This window comes from Curtobacterium sp. MCBD17_023, assembly GCF_003224415.1.
In the GTDB taxonomy this organism is placed as follows: Bacteria; Actinomycetota; Actinomycetes; order Actinomycetales; family Microbacteriaceae; genus Curtobacterium.
This window is the reverse complement of record NZ_QKLJ01000010.1, coordinates 1-12,585: the sequence shown is the minus strand read 5'-3', so window position 1 is coordinate 12,585 and position 12,585 is coordinate 1. Positions and strand designations below refer to the sequence as shown.

Sequence of the window (12,585 nt, the reverse complement as noted above, 5' to 3'; positions counted from 1 at the left end):
GGGGTACCCCGTGCCCGTCTACCTCGACCACGCCGCCACGACGCCGATCCTGCCCGAGGCGCTCGCCGCGTTCACCGATGCGTTGCGCACCGTGGGGAACCCGTCGTCCATCCACAGCGCCGGCCAGCACGCCCGCATGCTGCTCGAGGACGGACGAGCGCGGGTCGCCGCGTCGCTCGGCGCCGACCCGGTGGAGGTCGTCTTCACCTCCGGCGGCACCGAGAGCATCAACCTCGCCGTGAAGGGCCTGTTCTGGGCGCGCCAGCGGGACCGACGGCGACCCCGCATCGTGGTCCCGGCCGGCGAGCACCACGCCACGGTGGACACCGTCGACTGGCTGGAGCGCCACGAGGGCGCCGTCGTCGACGTCGTCCCGCTGGACGCGCAGGGTCGGGTCGACCTGGCCGCACTGGAGGCCCGACTCGCCGCCGCGGACGACGTCGCCCTGGTGACGTTCCTGTGGGCGAACAACGAGGTCGGCACCATCCAGCCGGTCGAGCGCATCGTCGCGCTCGCGCACGACGCCGGCGTGCCGGTGCACAGCGACGCGGTCGCCGCCTACGGCCAGGTCCCGGTGGACTTCGCCGCGTCCGGGCTCGACGCGCTGAGCGTGTCGGCCCACAAGATCGGCGGACCGGTCGGCGTCGGGGCCCTCGTGCTCGGGCGTCGCGCCGTCGTCGAGCCGCTCATCCACGGCGGGGGCCAGCAGCGGCAGGTGCGGAGCGGGACCCAGGACGCGCCGGCGGCCGCCGCCTTCGGGGTGGCCGCCGCCTCGCCGCACGCCGACGTCCGGCACCTCCGTGACCGGCTCGTCGCCGGGGTCCGCAGCGCGGTCCCCACCGCGGTGCTCATGGGGGACCCGGACGACCGGCTCCCGGGCAACGCGCACTTCACCTTCCCCGGCTGCGAGGGGGACTCCCTGCTCTTCCTGCTCGACGCCGCCGGCGTGGCCGTCTCCACCGGGTCCGCGTGTCAGGCCGGGGTCCCGGAGGCCTCGCACGTGCTGCTCGCGATGGGGCTCAGCGAGGACGACGCGCGCGGTGCGCTCCGCATCACGCTCGGACACACCTCGACGGACGACGACGTCGACGCGTTCCTGGCGGCGCTGCCCGCAGCGGTGGCGCGCGCGGGTGCCGCCGGCATGGCGTCCCGGGAACCGTCGCTCGGACGCTGACCGGCCCACCCGGTTCCGCGGGCGACGGGACGGGGCCGGCCCGGTCCTCCCGGCCGGGAAGCGCCGGTAGGATCGGGGACCATGGTCGAACTGGACATCGCCGAACAGGTCAACGCCCTCCGCGTGACCTTCGGGAACATCCGCTCGGTGGTCGATGTGGACCGCCTCGAGCGTGAGATCGCGGAGCTCAGCGAGCAGGCCGGCGCGCCCGACCTGTGGGAGGACACCGACCACGCGCAGCAGGTGACGAGCGCGCTCGCGCACCGGCAGGCCGAGCTGAAGAAGCTCACGGCCACCGAGCAGCGCCTCGACGACCTCGAGGTCCTGGTCGAGATGGCGAACGAGGCGGAGGACCAGGAGTCCGCCGACGAGGCGCTCGCCGAACTCGCCGCGATCACCAAGACCATGGGCGAGCTCGAGGTGCAGACCCTCCTGGACGGCGAGTACGACGACCGTCCCGCCGTCATCACGATCCGTGCCGGCGCCGGCGGTGTCGACGCCGCGGACTTCGCCGAGATGCTCATGCGCATGTACCTGCGGTACGCCGAGCAGCACGACCAGAAGGTCACCGTGATGGACACCTCCTACGCGGAGGAAGCGGGCATCAAGTCCGCCACGTTCGAGGTCGACGGTCCGCACGCGTTCGGCACGCTGTCGGTCGAGGCCGGCACGCACCGCCTCGTCCGGATGTCGCCGTTCGGTGCCGCCGGCAAGCGCCAGACGTCCTTCGCCGCGGTGGAGGTCATCCCGCTCATGCCGGAGACCGCCGTCATCGACATCCCGGAGAACGACATCCGCGTCGACGTGTTCCGGTCCTCCGGCCCCGGCGGGCAGTCCGTCAACACGACCGACTCGGCCGTGCGCCTGACCCACATCCCGACCGGCACCGTCGTCTCGATGCAGAACGAGAAGTCGCAGATCCAGAACCGTGCCGCCGCCATGCGCGTGCTGCAGTCGCGCCTCCTGCTCCTGAAGAAGGAAGAGGAGAACGCGAAGAAGAAGGAACTCGCGGGCACGATCACGGCCAGCTGGGGCGACCAGATCCGCAACTACGTGCTGGCCCCGTACCAGATGGTCAAGGACCTGCGCACCGACTACGAGGTCAACAACCCCTCGGCGGTGTTCGACGGCGACCTCGACGGCTTCATCAACGCCGGGATCCGCTGGCGCAAGCGCCCGGACGAGGACTGACCTGCACGAGTCCACGGGGTCGTGAGCCGCGCGCCTGGAGCAGGATCACCGGATCGCGACCTACCCTGATCCGGTCATGATCAAATTCGACCAGGTCACCAAGGTGTACTCGGGCAACCCGAGTCCCGCTCTCGACAACGTCACCCTCGAGATCCTCAAGGGTGAGTTCGTCTTCCTCGTCGGTGCGTCCGGCTCCGGGAAGTCGAGCTTCCTCCGGCTCGTCCTCAAGGAGGAGAAGCCCTCCCGCGGGCAGATCCACGTCCTCGGACAGCGTCTCGGCGCGCTCTCGTCCCGCAAGGTCCCGTACTTCCGCCGCAACCTCGGCGTGGTGTTCCAGGACTTCCGGCTGCTCCCGAACAAGAACGTGTTCGACAACGTCGCGTTCTCGCTGCAGGTGATCGGCAAGAGCAAGGGCTTCATCAGCGAGTCCGTCACGGACGTGCTCAAGCTCGTCGGGCTCTCCGGCAAGGCGACCCGGATGCCGCACGAGCTCTCCGGCGGTGAGCAGCAGCGCGTCGCGATCGCCCGTGCCGTCGTCAACAAGCCCGCGGTCCTGCTGGCCGACGAACCGACCGGCAACCTCGACCCGACGACCTCGGCGGGCATCATGGCGCTCCTCGAACGCATCAACCAGGGAGGCACGACGATCCTGATGGCGACGCACGACGCGAGCATCGTGAACCAGATGCAGCGGCGGGTCATCGAGCTCTCCGGCGGCACGGTCCTCCGTGACGAGCAGGCCGGCGGGTACCAGACCCAGGCCCTGCCGATCCAGCGCGGCGGTGTCTCGAACACGACCGGCATCCAGACGATCCCGGGGCTCATCCGATGAGGCTCGGACTCGTCATGGCCGAGGTCGGTTCCGGTCTCCGACGGAACGCCTCGATGGTGGTGTCGGTCGTCCTCGTGACCTTCATCTCGCTGACCTTCGTCGGCACCGCGATCCTGCTCCAGATGCAGATCAACCAGATGAAGGGCTACTGGTACGACCGGGCCCAGGTGGCGGTGTACCTGTGCACCGACACCGACACGACCGGCAACTGCACCGGCGCGAAGGCGACCGCCGACCAGCGGGACCAGATCAAGCAGCAGCTCGACTCGTCCACGCTCCAGCCGTACATCGAGAAGTCCTACTTCGAGGACCAGCAGGACGCGTACACGCGGTTCAAGCAGCAGTTCAAGGACTCCCCGGCCACGGAGTTCGTCAAGCCCGAGTACCTCAACGAGACCTTCTGGGTGAACCTGAAGAACCCGTCGCAGGCGGACGTGCTCGTGGAGAGCCTGTCGAAGGTCGCGGGCGTGCAGAGCGTCGTCGACCAACGCGGGTACCTGCAGCCGATCTTCAACCTGCTCAACGCCTCGTCCTACACGGCCATCGGCATCGCGTCCCTGATGCTCGTCGCCGCGGTGCTGCTCATCGCGACGACGATCCGCTTGTCTGCGTTCTCGAGACGCCGGGAGCTCGGGATCATGCGGTTGGTGGGGGCGTCGAACCGGTTCATCCAGACGCCGTTCGTGCTCGAGGGCGTGATCGCCGCTGCGGTGGGAGCGGTCCTGGCCGGCGGCGCGATCCTGGCGGTGGTCTGGTTCTTCGTCCGGAACTACCTGACGAAGCGCTTCTCGGGCACCGCGTTCATCGGCATGGACGACGCGGCGGTCGTGGTCCCGGCGGTGATCGTCATCGGGGTCGTCCTGGCGGCGCTGTCGGCGTCGATCGCGATCCGCCGCTACCTCAAGGTCTGACCGGGCGACGCCCGCGGACCCCGGACGGGCCCGCGCACCGGGAAGGTGCGCGGGCCCGTCCGTGTTCGATATGCTGGGCGGCTCGCACGGGCGAGTGCACACCATCGAGAAGGAGCCGGGCATGGCGAAGGAACGCGGGGAGAAGGTCGTCGCGACGAACCGTCGTGCGCGCCACGACTACCTCATCGAGGACACGTACGAGGCCGGCATGGTGCTCAGCGGGACCGAGGTGAAGTCGCTGCGGGAAGGCCGAGCGTCGCTCGTGGACGGGTACGCGTTCGTCGACGCGGGGGAGGCGTGGCTCGACGCCGTGCACATCCCCGAGTACACCGAGGGCACGTGGAACAACCACGCACCGCGGCGGAAGCGCAAGCTGCTCCTGCACAAGCAGGAGATCGTGAAGATCTCGCACAAGACCGCGCAGGGCGGGTACACGCTCGTGCCGATGAAGATCTACTTCTCGGACGGCCGGGCCAAGGTCGAGATCGCGGTCGCGAAGGGCAAGCGCGAGTTCGACAAGCGCCAGGCGCTGCGCGAGAAGACCGACAAGCGCGAGGCCGAGCGGGCCATGCGGTCGCGCAACCGACTCGGCGAGTGACCAGCCGGGTCGACTAGCGTTGATGCTGTCCGGTCGGTAGACTGAACAGCTGCCTGACCCGGAGGTCTCCGGGGACGGGCTTGGCAACTCAACAGCGTGACAGTGGTCCGCACGACGGCCTGCATGGGGATGATCGGTTTCGACATCGCCTGTGTGCCGACGGGAAGCGGGCCGAGGACCCACGGTCATCTCGTCAACGATCCGTGGAAAACAACAAGTGCCAATTCCAAGCGCACTGACTTCGCTCTCGCTGCGTAAGCAGCCCAGCACATGAAGTCCGTCGGCCAGGTGATCGTTCCCTAACCTGAGTCCGGCGTCATCAAGGGGACTTGCTGCGCGGTTGTGCCTCAGGGCCGTGCGGGACGTGCACTGAGACTGGGCCTGTCGTCCGAGAAGCCGGTAGCAACGGACGGGGCCGAGCAGAACGAACATCCGGATACGCCCGTAGAAGACGTCGAATTGCAGCGATGGACGGGGGTTCGATTCCCCCCATCTCCACCACCTGCCGATCGTCGGACCACTGTCACGTGAGTCGCCACAGAACGCCCCGCACCGTCCTCGGACGGTGCGGGGCGTTCTGCCTGTCCGGGCCCGTTGCGCAGGCGCGGGCGCGCGCCCCCGGAGCTGCCGGGTGTGAGGACTACGTTCGAGGGCACGGTTCCGCGTCCGCGGTGCCGTCCCCGAGCGAGAGGTACGCCGTGCAGGAGATCGCGATCCGAGTCCGTCTGCGAGAGCAGGACCGTCTGGGTCTGGCCGAGTACGAGCGCATCGTGGGGTCCGTCGCCTCGGTCGCGGCCGTGGTCGCGTGGCTGCCGACGCCGGATGCCCGTCTGGTGTTGCGCGGGCGCGGCACGGAGCCGGTGCGGCTCGAGACGATGTCGTACGGCGCGGTCTTCGAGATGCTCGTCGTGATGGACCAGCGGAGCCCCGCGGTCGAGCAGGCGGCGGCAGCGGTCGCGGCGCTCGTCGAGACCGTGCGGCACGAGCACGTCGAGGACGACGTCGCGGGGACGGCCGGTGCGCTCGACCGTCTCGACCGGGCGGCGCCGCGTGGCCGGAGCCAGCCGGAGCGTGCGCTGCGGACCCTCCTCGAAGGGGCACGTGCGGACGCCCTGGCCCGACGGTCGACGACGCGGCTCCGTGCCGCCCAGGCCCTGGTGCGTCTCGCCGGGGCCGGTGCCGAGATCGTCGTCGAGCGGATCGAGGACGCGCTCGCGACCGAGGTCGAAGGGCGGGCCGTCGAGACCATCACGGACACCGGTGCCGCGGTGGTCGTCGAACCGGTCCACGGTGTCGACGGTTCCGGTGTCGACGGTCCCGGTGTCGACGGTTCCGGTGCCGACGCTCCGGATGCCGACGCGCAGAAGCCCGGTGGGAAGAAGAAGTCGGGCGGGAAGAAGTCGGACAAGAAGGTGAGCGGGAAGAAGAAGTCGGGCGGGAAGGACAGCGGGAAGAAGAAGTCGGACGGGAAGGAGAAGTCCGACAAGAAGGCCTCGAAGAAGAAGAAGTAGCCCGTCCCGCGGGGGTCAGAAGTCGAACAAGTTCGACCGGAGCCCACCGTCGCCGTACTCCCGGCGCAGCACCCCGCGCTGCCGGAGCACCGGCACCAGGTCCCCGAGCATGCGGTACACCTGCGCCGGGTGCAGGTCGCCCGACAGGATCACGCCGTCGTTGTCCGCTTCCGAGCCGAGTTCCTCGATGAAGTCCGCGAACTCCTCCGCCGTCCCGACGAACCCGGACCGGTCGGCGACACGGCCGAGCCGGGCCTTCCGGGTGAGCAGTTCCCGGAGCGGTGCGTCCGGGGTGTCCCCGACGAGTCCGCGGACCGTGCCGGCGGACACGTGGTCGGCGAACGTGCCCTCCGGGATCGGCGCGTCGAGGTCGAGCGCGAGCAGGTCGGTCTCCGCGTCGCTCGACCAGGCCAGGGCGGCGGCGCGGAGGTCGTCGTCCGAGGGATGCCGCGAGGCCTCGACGACACGGTCGGCCTCGGCCGCCGAGGACACCACGACGGGCTTCAGGACGAAGAGGACCCGCACGTCGTCCGGGCCGCGACCGGCGCGGGCGGCCGCGTCGTGCACCGTCCGCCGGTACGCCGACACCGCCGCCGCGGAGAGCGGGGCGAGGGCGAGCTGCACGTCGGAGTGCGTCCCCGCGAAGCCGAGCCCGCGTCCGGACCCGCCGGGGGAGACCACGACCGGGTCCGTGGCGAGCGGGAGGGCGTTCAACGGCCCGGCGGTGCGGAAGTGCTCGCCCGCATGGCTGAACGCGTCGAGGCGGTCGCCGTCCGCGAAGTGCCAGTCGGCCTCGGACCCGACGTACCCGTCGCCCCACGAGTGCCAGAGGCGGCGGAGCAGACCGGTCCACTCCTCGGCGCGGTCGTAGGCGACGTCGTGCGGCACCGGGTCGAGGCCGGCGTGCCGGGCGCTGCCGACGTCGGTGACCACGTTGACCCCGAGCCGGTCGGAGGACAGGTGCGCGAGGGTCGCGAGCTGCCGGGCGGCCAGGTACGGCGGCGTCACCCCGGCGTTCACGGTCGGGGCGACGCCGATGTGCCGGGTCGCCGCGAACAGCCACGGCGCGAGGAGGAGCGGGTCGTGCTTCGGGCCGCCGTACGCCTGGCGGATCCGGAGGTCGAGCGTCGCGGGGTTCCCGAGCGAGATCGCGTCCTCCGCGATGACGAGGTCGAACCCGGCGTCCTCGAGCGCCCGGACGGACTGCTGGTACAGGTCCGGCTTCGTCCAGTCGTGCCCCCAGTGCCAGTCCGGCCGACCCCACGCCTGCGGCCCGAAGCCCCGCGAGAAGAAGTAGCCGATGTGCTGCATCCGGGCCATCAGCGCACGCCTGCCGGGGCCGGGACGCCGACCGTCGCGCCGACCGTCGCGGGGTCGGGGCGAGCCTCCCGGCCGGGTTCGGCGAGCGCACGGACGGCCGCGAACCCGCGCTCCAGGTCGCGGATGAGGTCCGTGACGTCCTCGATCCCCACCGACAGGCGGACGAGCCCGTCGTGGATGCCCTGCGCCGCGCGCTCCTCCGGGGTCCGTCCGGCGTGCGTCGTCGACGCGGGGTGCAGCACGAGCGACCGGACGTCGCCGAGGTGGGTCATCCGGCTGAAGAGCCGGACCGCGTCGATGAGGGCGTGCGCGGCGACCTCGCCGCCGGCGAGCGTGAAGGCGAACACCGACCCGGCACCGCGCGGCAGGTAGCGACGGGCGAGGTCGTGGTACGGACTGGAGGCGAGCCCCGCGTGGTCCACGCTCGTCACCTCCGGCTGCGCCTCGAGCCAGGTCGCCACGGCGAGCGCGTTCGCGACGTGGCGTTCGACGCGCAGCGACAGGGTCTCGATGCCCTGGCGGAGGAGGAACGCGTTGAACGGCGACGGTGTGGGGCCGATGCGCGCGGCGACGACGTCCCGGGCGTAGGCGATGAACGCGCCGCGTCCGTACCGGTCGGTGTGGCTCGCACCGCCGAGGGCACGGTCCGACCGGGTCAGGTGCGGCCAGCGCTCGGGGGTCACCGTCCAGTCGAAACGGCCGCCGTCCACGACGACACCGCCGAGCCCGGCGCCGTGGCCGGAGAGGAACTTCGACGCGGAGTGGATCACGACGTCGGCGCCGTGGTCGACCGGCTGCACGAGGTACGGGGTCGCGAGGGTGTTGTCGACGACGAGCGGGACGCCGGCTCGGTGCGCGACCTCCGCGACGCCGGCGATGTCGAGGACGTCGTTCTTCGGGTTCGGGATGGTCTCCGCGAAGAAGAGCTTCGTCTCCGGGCGGACCGCGGCGGCCCACGCGTCGAGGTCACGCGCGTCGGTTACGAAGTCGACCTCGATCCCGAGTCGTCCGAGGTTCTGCAGCAGCAGTCCGCGGGTGCCCTCGTAGATGCTCGACGCGCTGACCACGTGGTCCCCGGCGGCGAGCAGCCCGAGGAACGCGACCGTCGCCGCCGCCTGTCCGCTGCCGACGAGGACGGCCTCGGTGCCGTGTTCGAGGAGGGCGATGCGCCGCTCGACGTCCCCGTTCGTCGGGTTGCCGAGCCGCGTGTACGTGTAGCCGTCGTCGGTGCCGGCGAAGCGGTCGCGAGCCTGCGCGGCGTCGTCGAACAGGAAGCCCGAGGACATGTGGATCGCGGGGACGCGTGCGCCGTGTCCGGTGTCCGGGAGGAACCCGCCGTGCACCTGCTCCGTCGCGAACCCGGGTCGCTCGTCCGTCATCCGTCCACCTCCGTGCTGCCGCCCCGCGCTCTCGGGTCTGCTGTGGGCGGTACTCTCGCAGGCCCCGGCGGCGGGGGAGCGAACACGACGTCGCGTTACGGCATCCCGGGTGCGGCGTCCGTCGGTCCGGGTGTCCGGCTACGCCCCGACGACCGCCCGGACGCCCACCACGACGGTGTCCCACACGGCGAGCAGCGGTCCGCGGGCGGCCCACACCGCGACGCCGTTGACGCCGAGGAACAGCACGAACCAGACGACGGCGGGCAGGCGCATCTCGGCGGCGGCGATGTGGAAGTCCGTCTGGACGCGGGCCCCGGTCAGCAGCCAGCGGAGCACCTGGAGCAGCGAGCGGAGTCCGTCGACGAGGAACGCGGCGCCGAGGGCCGCGACGACGAGCAGGGTGAGGCCGGAGGGGCGGAGCGCCACCCAGAGGGCGAGGGCGTCGAACCCGACGACGACGAGCAGGCCGAACCAGTTCCGGACGAACGCCAGGGCGACGAGACCGACGACGCCGAGCACGACGACCGGGAGCCAGGGCGTGCCCACCACCGCGCCGGTGACGAGCAGTGCCCCCGCCCAGAGCGGTGCGCTGTACCCGGCGAAGAGGTTGAGCACCCGGACGAGCCACCGCACGGCCCCCGGGACCCGGCCCAGCGACACCCACGCCTCACCCGAGCCGTCCGCGTGCAGGTCGATGCGCCGGATGCGACCGCCGAACGGCACGACGACGACGCAGTGGCCCACCTCGTGGGCGATCGTCGCGGCGAGGCGCGCGATCCGGCCGAGGAACGGCAGGAGGGGGAGCACGGCGCCGATGAGCAGGGCGCCGGACACGGCGGAGGCGGGCAGGGCGGTCAAGGCGCCATCGTCCCAGACCGCCCGCTGGTGTTCACTGGGAGTCCGGCGTCACCCCAGCAGTGCCACCAGGTGCGAGCGTGACCGGGCGCCCACCTTCCGGTAGATCTGCGTGAGGCGCAGTTCGACCGTCCGCTGCGACATGTACAGCGACGAGGCGATCTCGCGGTTGCGGTACCCCTCGGTCACCTTCTGCACGACGGCACGCTCCTCCGCGGTGAGCAGGGGGAGGACCGGGGCGGCGTCCGGGGCGCTCCGGGGCGTGGTCGGCGACGTCGCGGTGCGGAAGCGGGTCGCACTGACCGGCGCCGTACCGCTCGCCTCCGCGTGCACCCCGACGCCGTCCACGACGACGGCGTGGACCGGGGGCATCGCGACGTCGCCCTGCGGTGCGACGAGCGGACGCCGCAGCCCCGCGGCCTCGAAGGCAGCCGCAGCGGTCGTACCGAGTCGGGCGCGGTCCGGGCCGGTGCTCGTCGCAGCGAGCGCGGCCAGCGTGCGGCCACGCTCGTACTGCGGGTCCGTCGGCTCGAACAGCTCGAGCGCCCGGTGCCGTGCGGCGTCACGCGTGTCCTCGTCGGCGACGAGCGCGAGGCTCCTCGCCAGCACGAGCGCGCCCCAGCGCGACGGGTGCGCACGGTGGTCGGCCGCGAGCCGAGCGGTCGTCGACCGCGCGTCCTCGGTCCGGCCGAGCCGGACGTACGTCTCGACGAGGTCGCCGAGGTGACGGAGGACCGTCGGGTTCCGCAGCGTCCGACCGATCGCGTCCGCGGTCTCGAGCGCGGTGACCGCCTCGTCCGGCCGGTCCTCGGACAGCAGGACCCGCCCGCGGAACGCGTGCAGCTTCGCCGTCGCACCCCAGAGTCCGCTCGTGGACCGGTCCGCGAGGCACCGGTCGAGGACGTCGAGGGCCGCGAAGGGGTGTCCTTCGAGGAAGTGCCGCCACGCGATCGCGATCGCCCGCGACGGCTCCCGGAGGCGCTCGACGACGCTCGACCCGGACTCCCACGCGTCGATGGCCCGGTGCGCGAGGCGGAAGTCGCCGGACCGCACCTCGTTCTCCGCGGAGAGGTACCGCGCGGCCTCGAGCCACACCGGCGCGGTGTGTGTGGACCGGGTGAGGACCAGGGCGAACACACGGCGGGCGCTCCGGTGCCGATCGGACAGGCTCAGCGCGTGCGCGAGCATGAGCAGCGCCGGGTCGGACAGCGCGAGCAGGCTCGGCGTCGCGAGTCCGTCGTGCAGGTCCCGGTCGGCCGGCAGGTGACCGGCGATCGCGGCCACCATGGTGCGGGCGGCCTGGAGGACCTGTGCGGTCGGTGTGGGGAGGTCGTGCTCGTACGGTTCGGCGCGCTCCAGGAGTTCACGGGCCTGGTCGAGCTCCCACGCCTCGGCCCGGAAGCTCGCGACCATGGCCACGAGGCCCGTCACGGCCAGGGCCTCGTCGTGGTCGCCGGCGTCGGCCGGGACGATGAGCTCGTCGGCCACCACCGCTTCGCCGCTGAGGTACTGCACCGAGTAGTGCAGGCGGAGGCGGCGGACGTCGTCGAGGCGGGAGGCGAACGGCTCGATCGCCGCGAGGTACCGCGCCGCGTAGCCGAGGAGACGGCGCGTGAGCAGCACCTCCGCGACGGCCAGGAGCGCCAGGTGTTCCGGCTCCGAGCGCGTCCCGACGTGCAGGGCCCGTTCGGTGAGCGTGACCGCGGCGCCGGGTTCACCGTCGGCCGCGTACTCGCGCGCAGCGTGCAGGAGCGCCACGGCGTCGGGCTCGTCCGCGGTGAAGCTCCGGTGCCAGGCAGCGGCACGCGGGTCCGAGATGTCGGCGGACGCAGCCAGCCCGGCGTGGGCGGCACGACGGTCACGGGCGGGCATCTGCCAGTGCAGCCAGGACCGCACGAGCGGCGAACGGACGGCGATCGACTGCCCGCGGACCGTGACGAGACCGAGTGCGGCGAGGTCCTCCACGACGTCCCGGTCCCATTCCGGCCCGACCGCGCGGGTGACGGGCACCAGGGCCAGGCGGGCCAGGACCTCGAGGTCGCGGGTGCCGGTCCCGGCGACGGCCGCGGCGGCGATCCGGCCGGTGGTGTCGGTGGGTCGCAACGGCAGCACGAGCGGCTCGGAGCCGAGCAGCTGGTCCCGACTGAGCACGTCGAGCTGTTCGCGGAGCACGCCGGGGTTCCCGGCGGTCTGCTCGGCGACGACCGCCAGCACACCGTCGTTCGCGTCCTCGGCGACCATGCTGCGGGCGAGCAGCAGCGTCTCGTCCGCGGGCAGGGCCTCCAGGCGCATCGACGGCAGTGCCGTCAGCGGCCCGTCGGACGGGAGGCTCGCCACCGTCGCCACGATCCGCAGCGACGTGCCGACCAGCCGACCGGCGAGGAACGCGATGAGCGTCTGGCTCGCCGCGTCCATCCGGTCGAGGTCGTCGATGAGGACGAGCGTCGGCGGGAGCTGCAGCACACGCAGCGTCGCGAGGAGCTCGTGCGCCACGACGATCGCCCGGGACGGGTCCGCGTCGCGGACCGTGGCGAGGATCCGGGTGACGTGCGCGGCGGCCCGGGGGTCGTCGAGTGCGCCGAAGAGGGTCGTCACGCCGCTGAGTGGCCAACGGGACTCGGTCCCGTTGACGCCGATGCGGACGACGGGGACGGGGACGCGGCCACTGGCCGCGTCGAGGACGCTCGTGCGTCCGGAGCCGGGGTCGCCGACGACGACCAGCGCGGACTCCCGGGGGAGTACGGCGAGGGTCGTGATCCGGTCGACCTCAGTGCGTCGACCGGTGAGTTCCATGCCTGTCTCTTATACACATCT

Annotated in this window: 10 protein-coding genes and 1 other RNA gene; 7 read left to right on the top strand and 4 right to left on the bottom strand. The window is 72.0% G+C overall.

The features are described 5' to 3' along the window. Nucleotides 1–10: 10 nt before the first annotated feature. The 7 genes from DEI84_RS11410 to DEI84_RS11380 all read left to right on the top strand — a co-directional run bounded on the left by DEI84_RS11410 (nt 11) and on the right by DEI84_RS11380 (nt 6,217). Nucleotides 11–1,174 carry a cysteine desulfurase family protein gene (locus DEI84_RS11410; RefSeq protein WP_110890921.1) on the top strand — a complete coding sequence of 388 codons (1,164 nt, stop codon included), beginning with the start codon at nt 11–13 and terminating at the stop codon, nt 1,172–1,174. Nucleotides 1,175–1,255: 81 nt separating this feature from the next. Next, on the top strand, nt 1,256–2,365 hold the full coding sequence (gene prfB / locus DEI84_RS11405; RefSeq protein ID WP_110825178.1) for a peptide chain release factor 2: 1,110 nt from the start codon (nt 1,256–1,258) through the stop codon (nt 2,363–2,365). A 76-nt stretch (nt 2,366–2,441) separates the two neighbouring features. Further along, on the top strand, nt 2,442–3,197 hold the full coding sequence (ftsE, locus tag DEI84_RS11400; RefSeq protein WP_110825177.1) for a cell division ATP-binding protein FtsE: 756 nt from the start codon (nt 2,442–2,444) through the stop codon (nt 3,195–3,197). After that, on the top strand, nt 3,194–4,108 hold the full coding sequence (gene ftsX / locus DEI84_RS11395; protein WP_110825176.1) for a permease-like cell division protein FtsX: 915 nt from the start codon (nt 3,194–3,196) through the stop codon (nt 4,106–4,108). Before ftsE ends, ftsX begins: the two co-directional genes overlap by 4 nt. 121 nt (nt 4,109–4,229) lie before the next feature. Continuing rightward, on the top strand, nt 4,230–4,706 hold the full coding sequence (smpB, locus tag DEI84_RS11390) for an SsrA-binding protein SmpB (RefSeq protein ID WP_110825237.1): 477 nt from the start codon (nt 4,230–4,232) through the stop codon (nt 4,704–4,706). Nucleotides 4,707–4,831: 125 nt separating this feature from the next. Next, nucleotides 4,832–5,207, top strand: a transfer-messenger RNA (tmRNA) gene (gene ssrA / locus DEI84_RS11385). Between the two features lie 197 nt (nt 5,208–5,404). Then, nucleotides 5,405–6,217 (top strand): hypothetical protein, encoded by an 813-nt coding sequence (locus DEI84_RS11380; RefSeq protein ID WP_146236355.1) that lies wholly within the window; start codon nt 5,405–5,407, stop codon nt 6,215–6,217. A 15-nt stretch (nt 6,218–6,232) separates the two neighbouring features. Here the strand turns inward: DEI84_RS11380 and DEI84_RS11375 are convergent, their stop codons facing one another. The 4 genes from DEI84_RS11375 to DEI84_RS11360 all read right to left on the bottom strand — a co-directional run bounded on the left by DEI84_RS11375 (nt 6,233) and on the right by DEI84_RS11360 (nt 12,564). Beyond that, the gene (locus DEI84_RS11375) at nt 6,233–7,537 is read right to left on the bottom strand and encodes an LLM class flavin-dependent oxidoreductase (protein WP_110890919.1); all 1,305 of its coding nucleotides are present in this window, start codon (nt 7,535–7,537) and stop codon (nt 6,233–6,235) included. Continuing rightward, nucleotides 7,537–8,916: an O-acetylhomoserine aminocarboxypropyltransferase/cysteine synthase family protein gene (locus tag DEI84_RS11370; protein WP_110890918.1), complete on the bottom strand. Its 1,380-nt coding sequence runs from the start codon at nt 8,914–8,916 to the stop codon at nt 7,537–7,539. The genes DEI84_RS11375 and DEI84_RS11370 overlap by 1 nt, the downstream gene beginning before the upstream one ends. Nucleotides 8,917–9,054: 138 nt before the next feature. Then, nucleotides 9,055–9,774: a M50 family metallopeptidase gene (locus tag DEI84_RS11365; protein ID WP_110890917.1), complete on the bottom strand. Its 720-nt coding sequence runs from the start codon at nt 9,772–9,774 to the stop codon at nt 9,055–9,057. A 48-nt stretch (nt 9,775–9,822) separates the two neighbouring features. Next, the gene (locus tag DEI84_RS11360) at nt 9,823–12,564 is read right to left on the bottom strand and encodes a LuxR family transcriptional regulator (protein ID WP_110890916.1); all 2,742 of its coding nucleotides are present in this window, start codon (nt 12,562–12,564) and stop codon (nt 9,823–9,825) included. Nucleotides 12,565–12,585 lie beyond the last annotated feature (21 nt).

What these genes read in the sequence shown, in the direction of transcription:
- smpB (WP_110825237.1), top strand. Translation starts at nt 4,230, where the DNA reads ATGGCGAAGGAACGCGGGGAGAAGGTCGTCGCGACGAACCGTCGTGCG.
- prfB (WP_110825178.1), top strand. Translation starts at nt 1,256, where the DNA reads ATGGTCGAACTGGACATCGCCGAACAGGTCAACGCCCTCCGCGTGACC.
- DEI84_RS11360 (WP_110890916.1), bottom strand. Translation starts at nt 12,564, where the DNA reads ATGGAACTCACCGGTCGACGCACTGAGGTCGACCGGATCACGACCCTC.
- DEI84_RS11375 (WP_110890919.1), bottom strand. Translation starts at nt 7,537, where the DNA reads ATGGCCCGGATGCAGCACATCGGCTACTTCTTCTCGCGGGGCTTCGGG.
- ftsE (WP_110825177.1), top strand. Translation starts at nt 2,442, where the DNA reads ATGATCAAATTCGACCAGGTCACCAAGGTGTACTCGGGCAACCCGAGT.
- DEI84_RS11370 (WP_110890918.1), bottom strand. Translation starts at nt 8,916, where the DNA reads ATGACGGACGAGCGACCCGGGTTCGCGACGGAGCAGGTGCACGGCGGG.
- ftsX (WP_110825176.1), top strand. Translation starts at nt 3,194, where the DNA reads ATGAGGCTCGGACTCGTCATGGCCGAGGTCGGTTCCGGTCTCCGACGG.